The organism is Streptomyces sp. NPDC026062 (assembly GCF_055568375.1).
This window is the reverse complement of the sequence record NZ_JBVHOQ010000001.1, coordinates 302,180-318,940: the sequence shown is the minus strand read 5'-3', so window position 1 is coordinate 318,940 and position 16,761 is coordinate 302,180. Positions and strand designations below refer to the sequence as shown.

The 16,761-nt window shown below is 71.8% G+C and carries 14 protein-coding genes; 9 read left to right on the top strand and 5 right to left on the bottom strand.

Annotated features, from left to right (window positions below):
- Positions 1–7 precede the first annotated feature (7 nt).
- From ACZ4LX_RS01350 to ACZ4LX_RS01340, 3 genes are read right to left on the bottom strand one after another with little or no spacing between them, the layout of a single operon-like run.
- Positions 8–1,123 carry an acyltransferase family protein gene (locus tag ACZ4LX_RS01350; RefSeq protein ID WP_467636609.1) on the bottom strand — a complete coding sequence of 372 codons (1,116 nt, stop codon included), beginning with the start codon at positions 1,121–1,123 and terminating at the stop codon, positions 8–10.
- Positions 1,123–3,345, bottom strand: a complete 2,223-nt coding sequence (locus ACZ4LX_RS01345) for a bifunctional polysaccharide deacetylase/glycosyltransferase family 2 protein (RefSeq protein WP_467636606.1) — start codon at positions 3,343–3,345, stop codon at positions 1,123–1,125. Before ACZ4LX_RS01345 ends, ACZ4LX_RS01350 begins: the two co-directional genes overlap by 1 nt.
- Positions 3,342–3,677, bottom strand: a complete 336-nt coding sequence (locus ACZ4LX_RS01340) for a hypothetical protein (RefSeq protein WP_467636603.1) — start codon at positions 3,675–3,677, stop codon at positions 3,342–3,344. Before ACZ4LX_RS01340 ends, ACZ4LX_RS01345 begins: the two co-directional genes overlap by 4 nt.
- Positions 3,678–3,990: 313 nt before the next feature.
- On the opposite strand from ACZ4LX_RS01340, the gene ACZ4LX_RS01335 reads away from it, so the two are divergent.
- Complete coding sequence (locus tag ACZ4LX_RS01335; protein WP_467636893.1) at positions 3,991–5,001, top strand: chitinase; 1,011 nt, start codon at positions 3,991–3,993, stop codon at positions 4,999–5,001.
- A gap of 10 nt (positions 5,002–5,011) precedes the next feature.
- Here the strand turns inward: ACZ4LX_RS01335 and ACZ4LX_RS01330 are convergent, their stop codons facing one another.
- The gene (locus ACZ4LX_RS01330) at positions 5,012–5,902 is read right to left on the bottom strand and encodes a LysR family transcriptional regulator (RefSeq protein ID WP_467636601.1); all 891 of its coding nucleotides are present in this window, start codon (positions 5,900–5,902) and stop codon (positions 5,012–5,014) included.
- A 129-nt stretch (positions 5,903–6,031) separates the two neighbouring features.
- Here ACZ4LX_RS01330 and ACZ4LX_RS01325 point away from each other — a divergent pair, with 129 nt between their 5' ends.
- From ACZ4LX_RS01325 to ACZ4LX_RS01290, 8 genes are all read left to right on the top strand, one after another.
- On the top strand, positions 6,032–7,033 hold the full coding sequence (locus ACZ4LX_RS01325) for an aldo/keto reductase (RefSeq protein WP_467636598.1): 1,002 nt from the start codon (positions 6,032–6,034) through the stop codon (positions 7,031–7,033).
- 208 nt (positions 7,034–7,241) lie between these two features.
- Complete coding sequence (locus ACZ4LX_RS01320; protein ID WP_467636596.1) at positions 7,242–8,075, top strand: M55 family metallopeptidase; 834 nt, start codon at positions 7,242–7,244, stop codon at positions 8,073–8,075.
- The gene (locus tag ACZ4LX_RS01315) at positions 8,068–9,411 is read left to right on the top strand and encodes a M20/M25/M40 family metallo-hydrolase (RefSeq protein WP_467636592.1); all 1,344 of its coding nucleotides are present in this window, start codon (positions 8,068–8,070) and stop codon (positions 9,409–9,411) included. Before ACZ4LX_RS01320 ends, ACZ4LX_RS01315 begins: the two co-directional genes overlap by 8 nt.
- A gap of 21 nt (positions 9,412–9,432) precedes the next feature.
- Positions 9,433–11,418, top strand: a complete 1,986-nt coding sequence (locus tag ACZ4LX_RS01310; protein WP_467636588.1) for a prolyl oligopeptidase family serine peptidase — start codon at positions 9,433–9,435, stop codon at positions 11,416–11,418.
- A gap of 117 nt (positions 11,419–11,535) precedes the next feature.
- Positions 11,536–12,480 carry a S66 peptidase family protein gene (locus ACZ4LX_RS01305; protein WP_467636889.1) on the top strand — a complete coding sequence of 315 codons (945 nt, stop codon included), beginning with the start codon at positions 11,536–11,538 and terminating at the stop codon, positions 12,478–12,480.
- Between the two features lie 289 nt (positions 12,481–12,769).
- Entirely contained in the window at positions 12,770–14,593 is a 1,824-nt protein-coding gene (locus ACZ4LX_RS01300) for a CocE/NonD family hydrolase (RefSeq protein WP_467636585.1), read from the top strand.
- 154 nt (positions 14,594–14,747) lie between these two features.
- Complete coding sequence (locus ACZ4LX_RS01295) at positions 14,748–14,987, top strand: LapA family protein (protein WP_467636582.1); 240 nt, start codon at positions 14,748–14,750, stop codon at positions 14,985–14,987.
- A 61-nt stretch (positions 14,988–15,048) separates the two neighbouring features.
- Positions 15,049–15,606, top strand: coding sequence for a GNAT family N-acetyltransferase (locus ACZ4LX_RS01290; protein ID WP_467636579.1), 558 nt, complete (start codon positions 15,049–15,051; stop codon positions 15,604–15,606).
- Between the two features lie 94 nt (positions 15,607–15,700).
- Here ACZ4LX_RS01290 and ACZ4LX_RS01285 read toward each other — a convergent pair whose 3' ends face one another.
- A complete protein-coding gene (locus ACZ4LX_RS01285) occupies positions 15,701–16,666 on the bottom strand; it encodes a MerR family transcriptional regulator (protein WP_467636576.1) in 966 nt (321 codons plus the stop codon).
- Positions 16,667–16,761 lie beyond the last annotated feature (95 nt).

Genomic DNA, 16,761 nt, shown 5'->3' with positions numbered 1-16,761 from the left:
CGTCGGTTCAGGGCAGCAGCCGCGGCCGCCGTCTCGCCGCCACGTCCTCGACCCAGCCGAGGAGCACCACGGCCGCGGCGACCAGGACCCAGGCCACCCCGAACTGGAACCAGGTCCTGCCGAGCGGCAGACACCGTTCGAGGGCGGGCACGTCCCACAGCAGGTCGATCAGGGGAACGCTCGCCATCAGCGCGACCTCGTGCCACAGATAGACGGTCACGGCACGGGCGTTGAAGACCCTCACCACCCGTGCCGCCACGGGCCGGCGGCCGAGCCACGCGCAGACCGGCCGGAACCGCAGGAGCAGCAGGACGAAGCCGGCGGACCACAGGGCCTGGGCGAGCGGGATGTCGTCGAGGTCGTACGACCCCTCGACCCGGTGCCGCAGCGCCCACCAGCCTCCCGCCGCCAGCAGGACAGGCGCCACGGCGACGGCCCGGCCGGGACGCACCCGGTCGAGCACCCCGTCGCGGTGGGCGAAACCGAGCAGCCAGCAGAACAGGAAGACCGACACATCGCCGAGCGCAGTCCCCAGCCGCCCGTCCGGCCCCCCGCCGAGCGCGGTCAGCACCACGACAGGGACGAGCGAGAGGACCAGGACGGGCAACGGCGCGAGCCGGAAGACGCGCAGCAGGACGGGTGACAGCAGGACGAACCAGAGGTATGTCCGCAGGTACCACAGCACCGCCCAGGCCTGCTCGCCCCACGCGTCGCCCGGCGGATCGCCGACCGGCAGCACCCAGTACAGAACGTCGGCGCCCGGCACCCAGCCGTGCAGCAGCATCGCCGCACCGAGGACCAGGCCGAACACCCACAGCGGGATCAGCAGCCTGCGCAGCCGCCCCCGGATCACCTGCCGGGCCGGCCGCTCCAGTGAACGCGCCATGAGCGAACCGGCGAGCGCGAACATCACCCCCATGGAGGGGAACACGAACCCCAGCCACGGCCATTCAAAGGTGTGGTAGGCGACGACACGGACCAGGGCGAAGGCCCGCAGCACATCGAACCAGCAGTCACGGCCGCCGCCGGATGCGAATGCGAATGCGGTTGCGGATGCCGGGGACGTGGTCGTGGTCGTGGTCGTGGTCGCCGAGGGTGCACCTCGCCGGTGCGCACCCCCCATCAGCGGCTCTCCGTACCGGACATGGAGGCGCCGACCACACCGGTCCGTTTCAGCTTCTGCCAGCGCAGCCGGCCGCCGGTCGCCGCGGTGACGCAGGAGTGGATGAGTACCAGGTACATCAGCTGCCGGTACGCCAGTTGCTGGAGCGGCAGCATCAGCAGATACCGGTACTTCTCCCGGTCGAGACGGAACGCGTAGGCCGCGCAGCCGAGTTGCACCAGCAGGACGGCCAGCCATGCAAGCAGGGACGCCCTGAAGTCCACGAACAGCATCGCGTAGAGGGTGAACACGTCGATCAGCGGGGCGAAGAGCGGCGTGACGATCTGGAAGAGGACCACCAGTGGCATCCCGACCCGGCCGAAGCGGCCCGAAGGCCCTCGGTCCGTGACGGACCTCCGGTGCTTCCACAGCGCCTGCATGGTGCCGTAGCTCCAACGGTAGCGCTGTCGCCACAACTGCCCGAGAGACGCCGGGGCCTCGGTCCACGCGCGGGCGTGCTCGGCGTAGACGACGCGCCATCCGGCCCGGTGCAGGGCGATCGTGATGTCGGTGTCCTCGGCGAGCGTGTCCTCGCTCATGCCACCGGCGTCCAGCACCGCCGTGCGGCGGAACGCGCCGATCGCACCGGGGATGGTGGGCATGCAGCGCAGCAGGTCGTACATCCGGCGGTCGAGGTTGAAGCCCATCACGTACTCGATGTGCTGCCAGGCGCCGATCAGGGTGTTCCGGTTGCCGACCTTGGCGTTGCCGGCGACCGCGCCGACCTCCGGGTCCCCGAAGGGCTGTACGAGCCGGTGCACGGTGTCGGGTTCGAAGACGGTGTCGCCGTCCATCATCACGACGATGTCGTGACGCGCCTGCCGTACACCGTTGTTGAGGGCGGCGGACTTGCCCGCGTTCACCTGGCGGACGACCCGGACGTTGGGCAGGCCCAGGGATTCGGCGATCTCCGCCGTGCCGTCGGTGGAACCGTCGTCGACGACGATGATCTCGATCGGATGGGTGCTGGACGCCAGGGAGCCGAGTGTGTGGGCGATGCACTCCTTCTCGTTGTACGCGGGCACGATCACGCTCACCGGGCCGGTGACCGCGGGCCCCCAGACGAACCGGCGTCTGTTGCGCTGCCGGTAGTGGCGGCGGGCCAGGAGGAGCATCAGCCCGAACCGTCCGAGTACGGCGACTCCCACGACGGTCAGTGCCGCGGCGAGTCCGGGCACCGTCCACTCGGCCACCGCGACGGCAGCGAGGAGCGCCCGGCCCTCCCACAGGGTGGTGGTGCCGGCCTTGCGGTGTGCGGCCTGCTCGAGGTTGGACCCGTCGGCTGCGGCCCCGGCCGGCGGGGCGGCCGGGGCCCCGCCGCCGTCCGCGGACGGCGCCGACGCCGCGTCGTCCTGCTGCTGGGCGCCGCTGACCGTGGTGAAGGTGTAGCCCTTCGCCTTCATCTGTTTGATGTACCGGGGCAGCGCCGCGAGGGTCTGCGCACGGTTGCCGCCCGCGTCGTGGAAGAGAACCGACGCGCCCTTGCCGCTCTTGGGCGTCGCCAGGTCGATGATCCTGTCGACGCCGGGCTGCTGCCAGTCCTCGCTGTCGGTGTCGATGAAGACGCTGGTGTACCCCAGCGCGCCGAGCTTCTGGTAGACGGGCCAGCTGTAGTTGTCGATGGCGTCGTTGGTCGACGAGTACGGGGCGCGGAACAGCGTCGTGGTGATGCCGGCGGCCCCGGCCAGGGCCAGCTGGGTCTGGGCGATCTCCCGTGTGACGCGGGAGGCGCTCTGGTATGAGAGGTCGACGTGCGTGAACGTGTGGACGCCCACCTCGTTGCCGTCGTCGACCATCTCGCGCACGACATCCGGATAGCGCGAGATCATGGAGCCCACCAGGAAGAACGTGCCTGGGACGTCGTTGTCGTCCAGGATGTTGAGCACCTTGCGGGTCCACTCGGGATCGGGTCCGTCGTCGAACGTCAGCACGATCGTCTTGTCGGGCACCGACTGGGTGCGCGCGGTGCCGTCCCGGAAGCTGAGCAGAGGACCGCCGTCCAGGATGCTGTCCGGCACCTTGCTCGCACTCGCGTCGGAGCGGACCCGTTGGTCGTTGCCGACCTCGGCCCGCAGATAGCCGTCGAGCAGCATCACCGACGTGAGGCCGAGGAGCAGCAGCAGGGCGATGACCACCCGGGGCCCCGGTATCGCCTGGCGGCGGCCGCGCGCCGAGCGCCTCATCGGGCCGTCCCCGCGCCCGGCGGGGCGTACGCCCCGCCGCCGGGAGGCGCGCCGCCTCCCGGGCCTCCCTGGGCGTGGGAGGTGCTGTCGAAGGGGAACAGCGTCGAGGGTGACAGGGAGATTCCGCCCATGAAGGCAAGGGCCAGTACGGCGACGTACCCGACGCAGGCGACCCCCAGCGCGGCACCGGCCCGGCGCAGCAGCCGGGCGCGCCGGCCCGAACTGTCCACGAAGACGGGCCCGTCCTGCGCCGCCGGCAGGGAGTTGCGCGCGTGTGTGCGGCGTCGGCCACGTACGGCCGGATCTGTCTCGGCAGGGGTATCGGAATGCATTTGCGTATGCTGACCGACGGTCATGTGCGAAGTCTGGGGCCTTGCTGGCCGGACGCTGTGGATCCGTGTCCCACCTGTCGGTGGGCTGAGAGAATCGGGGTCGCGAGCTGCTTGCCGAGTCGACTGCCGAAGGATCAACCATCTTTGTGACCTGCTCAGTTGGATACTCGCGTGCATAGTGAGGCGCGGGGTGGCCGTGAAGTGGCTGTGAGCGCGATGCTGGGCGGGCGTGAGAGGTTCTGAGTGTTCCGCTCCCTCCGTTTCGCAGTTCCGGAGGCACTCTTTGCCGAAAGCAGGTGCAAACGCCATGCGTATGTCAACCTCCCGGGCGGCGGGGGCCGGCGCCGGCCTCGTCGCGCTCCTCCTCGCCTGCTCCGCCTGCGCGACCGGCACCGCGGCGGATCAGGGCGCCGCCTCGGCCCCACGCCCGGCCGCCACCGCGACCTCCCGGGCGGCCACCGCCTACACCCCGTACGTCAGCGCCACGACCGCCGCCGCCACCGACGCGGCGGGTTCCCCGGACACGTACAACCTCGCCTTCGTGGTCGCCGACAGCGACGACTGCACCCCGCTCTGGGGCGGGAGCGCGGCGGCCACCGATCCCGCGGTCGTCTCGCGCGTCGCGGCGCTCACCGCGTCCGGTGCGGACATCCGGGTCTCCTTCGGCGGCGCGGCGGGCACCGAGGCGGCGCTCGCCTGTGACAGCGCACAGGAACTCGCCGACGCCTACGGGGACGTGCTCGACGCGGTCGGCGCGACCGGGGCGGACTTCGACATCGAGGGCGGCGCGCTCACCGACACCGCGTCCGTCACCCGCCGCAACGAGGCGCTGCGTCTGCTCCAGCGGGATCGGGACCTGGACGTCACCTACACCCTGCCGGTCATGCCCGACGGCCTGGAGGCGAGCGGGGAGGCCGTCCTGGACGACGCCGTCGCCCGGGGCGTCGAGGTCTCGGCGGTGAACATCATGGCGATGAACTACAGCTCGTCCCACGACGGAGACATGAGCGACTACGCGGAGCAGGCGGCCTCGGCGGCGCACGACCAGATCGCCGACGTGCTGGGACTGCCGGCCGGTGAGGCCTGGCAGGCCCTGCACATCACCGTGATGATCGGGGTCAACGACGTGGCGGGGGAGACCTTCACACTCGCCGACGCGGCATCCCTGCGCTCCTTCGCCCGGCGCGAGGGCGTCGGCGCGCTCTCCCTGTGGGCGGCGTTCCGCGACCGGCGGTGCACCGACGAGGACACCTCGAAGGCCGTCGACACATGCAGCGGCGTCGAGCAGGAGGACGGGGCGTTCGCCGAGGCGCTGAGCGGCTGACCGCCGTGGGTCAGTGCCCGGTCCCCTCACGTACGAGCGCCATCAGCGCCCGCGCCCCGGGGCTCATGGACCGCGCGGCCGGAAGCACCACCACGCTCTCGTAGTACGGCCGGCCCGCCCCGTCGAGCGGTACCGCCACCAGCCCCCGGGCCTCGGGCTTGCGCGAGAAGTGATGAGGCACGACCGCGATGCCGAGCCCCTCGTGCACCAGCTCCAGCAGGCTGTGCACGTCGTTGACCTCCAGCGCCACCGTGCGGCGCACCCGAGCGGCGGTGAACGCCCCGTCGGCCGCCCGGCGCGGACCGAAGTCCGGATGGAAGTCGATGAACGCCTCGCCCTCCAGCTCGTCCCAGCCGGCCCGGTCCGCCGAGGCCAGCCGGTGTCCGGGCGCGCACAGCAGGACCATGGGCTCACGGGCCAGCGGAACCAGCTCGCCGCGCCACTCCACGGGGGAGACCGTCGCGGCGAAGGCGATGTCGAGCCGCCCGCCCGCCACCCCGTCCACCAGGCTCGTCGTTCCCTCCTGGCGGAGACGGATCTCCATGTGCGGGTGCTCGTGGCGGAAGGCGGCGAGCAGCCGGGGCAGGCTCACCCCCGCCACGCACTGCTCCACTCCCACCGACAGGGTGCCGCGCAGCAGCCCCCGAACGGCGTCGACGGCCTCCCGCGCCGCCCGTGCGCCCGCCAGGGTGCGTTCGGCCTCCACCAGCAGGGCACGCCCTGCCTCGGTCAGCCGCACACTGCGGGTGGTCCGGCTGAACAGCGGGGTCCGCAGCTCCTGCTCCAGGGCGCGGACGGAGGCCGAGAGGCCGGACTGCGACACGGCGACGCGCTCGGCGGCCCTGGTGAAGTGCTGTTCCTGGGCGACGGCGACGAAATGTTCCAGCTGGCGCAACTCCATGATTGAGAAATATAGGTCCTGAATCCCAGCGGAATCTCCTGTTGGACTGCTGGATCGTTGTGCGCGAGCCTGGACCCCGCACGCCGTACCCCGTCGTGAACCGGAACCGTCACTCCCGTGGAGCCCCGCATGTACACCGCGTCCGCCGACCGCTACCAGGACATGCCGTACCGGCGCACCGGGCGCAGCGGTCTGAAGCTGCCCGCCCTCTCACTCGGTCTGTGGCACAACTTCGGCGGTGACCGGACACCGGAGTCCCAGGGACGGATCCTCCGCCGGGCGTTCGACCTCGGGATCACCCACTTCGACCTGGCGAACAACTACGGCCCGCCGCCCGGCTCCGCCGAGACGGCGATGGGCCGCGCGCTGGCGACGGACTTCGCCCGGCACCGGGACGAGATCATCGTCTCCACCAAGGCCGGCTATCTGATGTGGGACGGGCCGTACGGGGAGTGGGGCTCGCGCAAGAGCCTTCTCTCGTCACTGGACCAGAGCCTCGGCCGCCTGGGCCTCGACTACGTGGACATCTTCTACTCCCACCGGCCCGACCCCGAGACCCCGCTCGAAGAGACGATGGGTGCCCTTCACTCGGCCGTGCGGCAGGGCAAGGCACTCTACGTGGGCGTCTCGAACTACTCGGCCGAGCAGACGAGGGAGGCCGCCCGGATCCTGAACGGCCTCGGCACCCCGCTGCTCATCCACCAGCCGAGGTACTCGATGCTGGACCGCTGGGTCGAGGACGGACTGCTCACGGCTCTGGACGAGCTGGGCGTCGGCTCCATCGCCTACTCGCCGCTGGAACAGGGCATCCTCTCCGACCGCTATCTCCAGGGCATCCCTGAGGGCTCACGGGCGGCGGGCAGCAGCCCGTTCCTGTCGGCGGACGCGGTCACCCCTGATCTGGTCGGCCGGCTCCGCGAGCTCGGTCAACTGGCCTCCGAGCGCGGTCAGTCGCTGGCGCAGATGGCGCTGGCCTGGGTGCTGCGCGGCGGCCGGGTCACCTCCGCGGTGGTCGGCGCGAGCAGCGTCGCCCAGCTGGAGAACAGCGTCGCGGCGATCCACGACCTCGAGTTCGACGACAAGGAACTCGACAGGATCGAGAAGCTGCTGAAGGGTGCGAAGCGCCGCTGAACCACGAAGGAGGGCCGGTACCCCCGCAAACGGGCGTACCGGCCCTTCCGCGCGCGTCGACGGATCCGCCGGGAGACACCGGACGGCCTGTGCCATCCGAATATCCCCCGGGCCCGCGCGCCCGTGCCTGCACCCGTCAGTGGTATGGACCTCTGGAGGTCTCGGCAGCCCTGGCCTGCGCGTTCCGTGGCGCGTACCGTGTGGCCGCATGAAGATCCTCGTCAGCGCCGACATGGAAGGCGCCACCGGTGTGACCTGGCCGGCCGATGTGCTGCCCGGTACACCCCAGTGGGAGCGGTGCCGCTCCCTGTTCACCTCCGACGTCAACGCGGCAGCCCTCGGCTTCTACGACGGGGGCGCCGACGAGGTGCTCGTCAACGAGGCCCACTGGACCATGCGGAACCTGCTGCTGGAGCGGCTCGACGACCGGGTCCAGATGCTCACGGGCAAACACAAGTCGCTCAGCATGGTGGAGGGCATCCAGCACGGCGACGTCGACGCCGTCGCCTTCGTCGGCTACCACACGGGCGCCGGCACGGAGGGCGTCCTCGCCCACACCTACCTCGCCAACTCCATCACCGGGGTGTGGCTGAACGGGGTCAGGGCCAGCGAGGGACTGCTCAACGCCCATGTGGCCGCGGAGTACGGCGTCCCCGTCGTCCTCGTCACCGGCGACGACCTGACCTGCGTGGACGCCGAGGGGTACGCCCCCGATGCCAGGAAGGTCGCGGTCAAGGACTACGTGTCGCGCTACGCCGCGGTCTGCCGCACCCCCGCCCGGACCGCCGCCGACATCCGTGCGGCCGCCAAGGAGGCGGTGCCGCTCGCCGGCCGGTACACACCGGTCGAAGGCGGCCCGTTCACCGTGGAGCTGGAGTTCGACGCCGAACACCTGGCCGCGGCGGCCACCGTCGTACCGGGCACGGCACCCTCCGGCGAGAGGCGTGTCTCCTACACCAGCGCGACGATGTACGAAGGTATCCGCACGTTCAAGGCGGTGACGACCATCGTGTCGTCCGCCGTGGAGGAGCAGTATGGCTGAGGCGACCGCCCCCCAGGACCCCGTCGACGCGCTCGCGCTCGACGAAGCGGTGACGTTCACCTCCGAACTGATCCGCATCGACACCACCAACCGGGGCGGCGGCGACTGCCGCGAACGCCCCGCCGCCGAGTACGTCGCCGAGCGGCTGGCCGCCGCCGGGCTCGAACCGGCGATGCTGGAACGCACCCCCGGCCGCACCAACGTCGTCGCCCGCATCCCGGGCACCGACCCGTCCGTCGACGCGCTGCTGGTCCACGGTCACCTGGACGTGGTGCCGGCCGAGGCCGCCGACTGGTCCGTGCATCCGTTCTCCGGCGAAGTGCGCGACGGAGTCGTCTGGGGCCGCGGCGCCATCGACATGAAGAACATGGACGCGATGGTCCTGTCCGTCGTCCGGTTCTGGGCGAGGGCCGGCATCCGCCCGCGCCGCGACATCGTGATCGCGTACACCGCCGACGAGGAGGCCAGCGCCGACGACGGCTCCGGGTTCCTCGCCGACCGGCACGCCGCCCTCTTCGACGGGTGCACGGAAGGCATCAGCGAGTCCGGTGCCTTCACCTTCCACGCCGGACCGAACATGCCGCTCTACCCCATCGCCGCCGGCGAACGGGGCACCGGATGGCTCAAGCTCACCGCCCACGGCAAGGCCGGGCACGGCTCCAAGGTCAACCACAACAACGCCGTCAGCGCCCTGGCCGCGGCCGTCGCCCGGATCGGCGACCACGAATGGCCGGTCCGCCTCACCCCGACCGTCCGCGCCGCCCTCACCGAGATCGCCGCCCTGCACGGCATCCACCCCGACCTCGACGCCCCCGGCTTCGACGTGGACGAACTCCTCGGCAAGCTCGGGCCGGCCGCCGACCTCGTCGCGCCGACCATCCGCAACAGTTCCAACCCGACCATGCTGGAAGCCGGTTACAAGGTCAACGTGATCCCCGGGCATGCCACGGCGTACGTGGACGGCCGGATGGTCCCGGGCGGCGAGGAGGAGTTCCACGCCACCCTGGACCGGCTGACCGGCCCCTCGGTCGACTGGGAGTTCCATCACCGCGAGGTGCCGCTCCAGGCACCCGTCGACTCACCCACGTTCGCCAAGCTCCGCGCCGCCGTCGAGCGCTTCGACCCGGACGGGCATGTCGTCCCGTACAGCATGTCCGGCGGCACCGACGCCAAGCAGTTCTCCCGGCTCGGCATCACCGGCTACGGATTCTCACCGCTGAAACTGCCCGTCGGCTTCGACTACCAGGCCCTCTTCCACGGCGTGGACGAACGTGTCCCCGTCGAGGCGCTGCACTTCGGCGTCCGGGTCCTGGACCACTATCTGCGTACCGCCTGAACCTCTTGGGGGGAATTGAACATGGTATCCACAGGGGCCTACGGAACCTGGCCGTCACCGATCGACGCCGCGCTCGCCGCCGCCCGTGACGGCCGCCCCGAGTACGTCGGTGCGGTCGGCGACGAGCTGTGGTGGACGGAGCCCCGGCCGGCCCAGGCCGGCCGGCGCGCCCTGGTCCGCCGGCTGCCGGACGGCACCACGGCGGAGCTGCCCGCCCCGTGGAACGCCCGCAGCCGTGTCATCGAGTACGGCGGGAGGCCCTGGGCCGGTATCGAGCGCGCCGAGGGCGGCCCGCTGATCGTCTTCGTGCACTTCGACGACCAGCGGCTGTACGCCTACGCGCCCGACGGGCCCGCCGAACCCTGGCCGCTCACCCCCGTCTCCGGGACCGGCGGCGGGCTGCGCTGGGCCGACCCCAGGCCGCACCCGGGCCGCGGTGCCCGGGGCGAGATCTGGTGTGTCCTGGAGGAGTTCACCGGCGAGGGCCCGACCGACCTGCGCCGTGTCATCGCCGCCGTGCCGCTGGACGGATCGGCGGCCGGCGACCGGTCCGCGATCCGTGAACTCTCCGACGACCGGCACCGGTTCGTCACCGGCCCCGAGGTCTCGCCCGACGGGACGCGTGCGGCCTGGATCGCCTGGGACCATCCGAGGATGCCGTGGGACGGCACCGAGGTGATGCTCGCGGACATCGGCGAGGACGGCGCGTTCCACGGGACCCGGAGCCTGGTGGGCGGCCCGGAGGAATCCGTACCGCAGATCCGGTGGGCGGCGGACGGGCAGTTGCTGTTCGCCGGCGACCGGAGCGGGTGGTGGAACCTCTACCGCGCCGACCCGCAGGGCGAGGTCGTCGAACTCTGCCCCCGTGAGGAGGAGTTCGCCGGGCCGCTGTGGAAGATCGGGCTCAACTGGTTCTGCCCGCTGGACAACGGGCTCATCGCCGCGATCCACGGCAAGGGGTCCACCACCCTCGGCATCCTCGACCCGGAGACCGGCGATCTCGTCGACATCGCCGGGCCCTGGACCGAATGGGCCGAGACCCTCGCAGTCCAGGGCAGCCGCGTCATCGGGATCGCGGCGAGCCCGCGCAGCGCGTACGAGATCGTGGAGCTGGACACGGCTACCGGGCGCACCCGCGTCATCGGCGCACCGCACGAGGACGCGGTCGACCCGGCGTACTACCCCGAGCCCGTCGTCCGTACCTTCACCGGACCCGGCGGCCGCGAGATCCACGCCCAGGTCTACCCGCCGCACAGCCCCGACCGCACCGGCCCGGACGGCGAGCTGCCGCCCTACGTGGTGTGGGCCCACGGCGGCCCGACCGGCCATGCCGCACTCGTACTGGACCTGGAGATCGCCTACTTCACCTCGCGCGGCATCGGCGTGGCCGAGGTCAACTACGGCGGCTCCACCGGCTACGGCCGGTCCTACCGCAACCGGCTGCGCGAACAGTGGGGCGTCGTCGACGTGGAGGACTGCGCCGCCGTCGCCGGGGCGCTGGCGGCCGAGGGCACCGCGGACCCGGACCGGCTCGCCGTCCGGGGCGGCAGCGCCGGGGGGTGGACCACCGCCGCCTCGCTGACCGGGACCGACGTCTACGCCTGCGGCACGATCATCTACCCCATCCTCGACCTCACGGGCTGGGGCACCGACGAGACCCACGACTTCGAGTCGCAGTACCTGGAATCACTGGTCGGCTCCCTCGCCGAGGTCCCCGAGCGCTACCGGGACAGGTCGCCGGTCAGCCGCACCGCCGGGCTCACCACCCCCTTCCTGCTCCTCCAGGGGGAGGACGACCCGATCTGCCTGCCCGTGCAGTGTGAACGGTTCCTTGCGGCCGTCGAGGGGAGCGGCATCCCGCACGCCTATCTCACCTACCCGGGCGAGGGGCACGGATTCCGGCGCGCCGAGACCATGATCAGCGCGCTGGAGGCCGAACTCTCCCTGTACGCGCAGACCTTCGGGATCGATCGGGACGACGTGCCGAGGCTGGAGCTGAGGAAGTGACGGCCGGAGTCCCGGCAGACCATGTCCTGACAGGTCAGGTCCCGACAGATGTAGCCCTGGCAGACGAAGCCCTGACGGCCGGACATCCGCCGGCAGCTGAAGAGAGTGACGGCTGAAGTGACCCTCGCACCGTTGACCCGTCCCGCCCGGCTGCGGGCCGGTGCCAGGGTCGCCGTCGTCTCCCCGAGCGGGCCGGTGCCCGCCGACCGGCTGGAGCCCGGCCTCGCCCTCCTGCGCGGCTGGGGGCTCGAACCGGTGGTGATGCCGCATGTGCTGGACGTGCACACGGAGTTGGACTACCTCGCCGGCGCCGACGAGGCGCGAGCCCGGGACCTCCGGGATGCCTGGTGCGATCCCTCCGTCGACGCGGTGATCTGTGCACGCGGCGGCTACGGGGCGCACCGCATGGTCGACCTGGTGGACTGGGCGGCGGTCCGGGCCGCCGGGCCGAAGGTGTTCGTCGGATACAGCGACATCACCGTGCTGCACGAGGCGTTCGCGCTGCGGGCGGGGCTCGCCACCCTGCACGGTCCGATGGTGGGTACGGAGACCTTCCTGAAGGACCCGGAGACCCAGGAGTCCCTGCGCGCCACCCTGTTCGAGCCCGAGAGCGTGATGAAGCTGGGGCTCGGCGACGCCAGGGCGCTGGTACCGGGGCGTGCCCGGGGCATCACGTACGGCGGCTGTGTGAGCCTGCTCGCCGCCGACCTCGCCACCCCGCACGCCCGCCCGTCGGCCCGCGGTGGTCTGCTCGTCATCGAGGACACCACGGAGGATCCGTACAGCATCGACCGGATTCTCACGCAGCTGCTGCGGGCCGGGGCGCTCGACGGTGTGGCCGGGGTGGCCTGCGGTTCCTGGGAGGGCTGCGGACCGTACGAGCGGGTGCGGGCGGTGCTCGCCGACCGGCTCGGCCCGCTGGGGGTTCCCGTCGTCGAGGAGCTCGGTTTCGGGCACGGACCCACCGGGCTGACGATTCCGCTCGGGGTGCCGGCCGTGCTGGACGCGCCGGCCGACGGCGGCCCGGCCACGCTCACCGTCGAGGTTCCGGCCCTGGCGTGAGCACGCGGGCGGGCGCGGGGGCGGCCTGGTGCGAGGAGGGTGTGCGAGGACAGGGCGCGGGCCCGAACGAGGAGGTGACGGGGAGAAGCTGAACAACCTTCAGGAATCACCGTCCTGGGCGTTGACACCGTCATGACCTGTGTCACAGCATGAGCGCGGCCCAATACTTACCGGTCGGTAAGATGTCCTCGGTGTGGAGGTCCCAGTGTCGCGTGCTGTCTTTGCTTCCGGTTCCGGTTCCCGATCCGGAACCGGCTCCGCTTCCGGGTCCCGCTCCCGCCGGCGGTCGATGTGGTCGAAGCCGCTGTCCCGTAAACTCCTCGCCCTCGTCGCCGGGGCCGCGCTCGCCGTGCCCCTCGCGTTCACCGGCACCGCACAGGCGGGTACGGCGGGCGCACCATTCGAATACACCGTCACCGCACTGAAGTTCACCGTTTCCGCAGGCGACCGGTCCTGTGTCGTGGACGCCGACCTCTACCGCCCCGCCGGGGCCGACGCCCGGCATCCGGTGCCCGCGGTCCTCGCCACCAACGGCTTCGGCGGCAGCAAGTCGGACGGCTCGACCGACGGCATCGGCAAGGCGTTCGCCTCGCGCGGCTACGCCGGACTCGTCTACTCCGGTCTGGGCTTCGGCAAGTCCGGCTGCCTCATCACCCTCGACGACCCGGAGACGGACGGCAGGGCGGCTGCCGCCTTCGTCGACTTCCTCGGCGGAACACGCGCCGCCGACGACGGCACCCAGGCCGACTTCGTCACCCAGGACGGCCCCGGAGACCCCGCGGTCGGCATGATCGGCGGCTCGTACGGCGGAGCCATCCAGATGGCCACCGCGGCGGTCGACCCCCGGGTCGACGCCCTCGTCCCGCTCATCACCTGGAACGACCTCGGCTATGCGCTCGCCCCCAACAACACCGGCGCGGCCACCGGCGTCTCCTCCGACACGGCGGGTGTCTTCAAATGGCAGTGGACCAACGGCTTCTACCTGATGGGGGAGGGTCAGACGATCCTCAGCCCCAGCCTCGACCCGTCCCGCTTCGGCAGCCTGGACTGCCTCCACTTCGCCGCGCGGGCCTGCGACACCATCCGGCTGCTCAACTCGGGCCGCTACCCGGCCGACAGGACCGCCGCCATGCTCGACTACGCACGCGGCGTCTCACCCGTCTCGTATCTGAGCCGCGTCAAGGCGCCCACCCTCCTCGTCCAGGGCCAGGCGGACAGCCTGTTCAACCTCAACGAGGCCACCGCCACGTACCGGACGCTCAAGGCGCAGGGGACCACGGCCAAGATGATCTGGCAGGCCTGGGGACACAGCGGCGGCCAGGCGGAGGGCGAACTCGACCTGGGGCAGGGCAATCTGGAGACCAGCTACGTCGGCGGGCGCATCCTCGCCTGGTTCGACCGCTACCTCCGCCACTCGACGACGACGGATACCGGACCGGAGTTCGCCTACTACCGTGACTGGCAGAGCGGTTACGGCACCGCCGATGACGTCCCCGGCCTCACACGGAAGATGTACCTCTCCGGCGACGGCAAGCTCGTCGACAACCGCTCCGAGGTGGTACGCGGCAGCCGCCAGTACACGAACTGGCTGGTGCCCACCAGCCACTCGGAGAGCTCGCTCGCCGGCCTCATCGGACTGCCCGACCCCAAGCCGTACGACACCAAGGGCACCTACCTCGGATGGCGCAGCGCCCCGCTGGCCTCCGCCGTCGATGTGGTCGGCGCCCCGAAGGCGACCCTGAAGGTCGTCTCGCCGAAGACGGAGCGGGTACAGAACAGCGGCGACGCCGCCGACAAGCTCGTCCTGTTCGCCAAGGTGTACGACGTATCGCCGGACGGCACCAGGACGCTGGTGAACCGCCTCGTCTCGCCCGTCCGGGTGCCGGACGTGACCCGGCCCTTCACTGTTCAGCTGCCCGGCATCGTCCACCGGTACGAGGCGGGGCACCGGCTGGAGTTCGCGATCGCGGCCAGCGACAGCGCGTACTTCGGCAACCGGGGGATCAAGCCCGTCACGGTCGTCAGCGCGCCCGGGGACACCGGCGTGCTGGAGCTTCCGGTGGTCGGCAGCGGCGACGAAGCGGGGCAGAGCGGCGGCGAAGCGAGGGAGTAGGGCCGGTCCGCTCCTGATTCGCCGGGCATTCCCCGGCCCGGCTCGGCAGCCGTCACCCGAACGGCGGTACAGCACCACCCCCCGGCACCCGAACGGAGTCATCCTGGTGCTCCGGGGGACGGTGGCGCACCAGAACCAGGGAAGGGGCCGCCTCATGAGCCCGAAGGACGTGTCGAGCGGCAGCAAGAGCAGCACGGGTGCGTTCACACCGGCCCGCATCATCGTCATCATCATCGCGGTGCTGTCGGTCGTGTTCATCGCGGAGAACACCGAGGAGGTGGAGGTCCGCCTCATCGTTCCGCTGGTGACCATGCCGCTGTACGTGTGGCTGATCGTGATGTTCCTGGCGGGTATGGCCTGCGGAGCGTACGTCTTCCGCCGACGGACCAAGTAACCGCCCGCGTCGCCGCAGCCCGGCCCCGGTGGGGCGGGCTGCGGCGATCTACGCTGGGCCGATGTCCGACACCACCTACCTGGCCGAGGGTCCGCGCACGGCGATCCGCGCCATCACGCACGCCGACGCGGACGAGTTCACCGCCGGTGCCCGGGGAAGCCTGGAACTGCACCGCCCCTGGCTCTTTCCGCCGGCCGGCCCCGACGCGTACGCCGCCTACGCGGGCGCGCTCATCGAGGACCCGACGAGGGCGGGATTCCTCGTGTGCGAACGGCGCGGTGAGCGCGGCGGCCGGGCCGACGGGGCGATCGCCGGGTTCATCAACATCAACAACATCGTCATCGGCGGCTTCCGCTGCGGCGCGCTCGGATACGGGGCCTTCGCCCACGCGACCGGACGTGGCCTGATGAGCGAGGGGCTCGGCCTGGTCATCGGGCATGCCTTCGGGCGGCTCGGCCTGCACCGGCTCGAAGCGAACATCCAGCCGGGCAACGCGGGCTCGATCGCCCTGGTGCGCAGGGCGGGGTTCCGGCTGGAGGGGTTCTCGCCGGACTTCCTGTTCATCGACGGGGCCTGGCGCGATCACGAACGGTGGGCGATCACCGCGGAGATGCGCTGAGGCCGGCCGGGGAGCGGGCTGCCGTCACCGAGGGGCGCGCTGAGCCCGGGCGGAGCCGTCCGGCCCGTCGGCATGGACGCCGGGTCCGCTCCGCTCAGCCCGCCGCCGCTGCCGTCTGCGCGTCCAGCGCCGTGAACAGCCAGTCGTGCGCGGTCCCGGGGGTCGGCTCCGGCGGCGCGCCGGGTGCGGTGATCACGCCGGCCACCAGCTCCCAGTACCGGTCGATCCGGGGGTCGGCGGCGAGCTGACCGGCGAGCACGCTGCGGAAGGCCGGGGTGTCCCGGCTGCGGTACGCGCTCGCGTACGCGTCCACGAAACTGTCGAGCTCCTCGCCCGGGTACGGTTCGCGGCCCCGGCGCACCTGCGTGACAGCCAGTTCGTACGCCCGGGCGAGCCCCGCGTACAGCACGGCCGGCCCGCGCGCCCCCGAGGCCTTGTGCGCCTCGGGCTGGGGCTGCTCGCCGTCCGTGCACGGGCGGGTCACGAGCGCGTTCAGCCGGGCGAAGGCGAGCACCTGGGCCGGATCCGGTTCCTCGGGCGGCTGGGGCACCGCCACCTCCAGGAACGCGGCCGTCGCCCGCGCCGGCATCCGCGCCGGCAGCCAGGCACGCCAGAACCGGGCCAGCGGGGCTGTGCTGGGAGGGGCGGTCACCGCTCCGATCAGGCGCAACCGCTCGGCCCGCTCCCCGGGCGGGCACTCCAGCACCAGCCGCATCCCCGCCTCCCGCCAGCGCAGGGCCGTGAGCTGCGAGCCCAGTTCGCGCAACTGCCCCGCGACGACGTCCTCCAGCACACTGCCCGCCCCGTCCCGCGCCCCGTTCTCCTCCTCTTCGAGGACGCGGCGCACCTCGCGCACCGGGACACCCAGCGCGCGCAGGGAGCGGAGCATCAGGAGCCGGCCGAGTGCGTCGGGGCCGTACCGGCGATGCCCGCCCGCGCTGCGGGAGGCCTCCGGCAGCAGGCCGTTGTCGGAGTAGAAGCGGACGGCCTTGACGGTGATGCCCGCGCGCTCGGCGAGTTCACCGATGGAGCACAGTCCGTCGTCGTGGGACCTGAACACTTGAACCTCCCTCAGGGGGAGCTTCTACCGTACCGGCGAGGGCGGCCGGGCGGCCGTTGACGGTCCGCCCGTGACGGATCGCGGAGGAGAGAGCC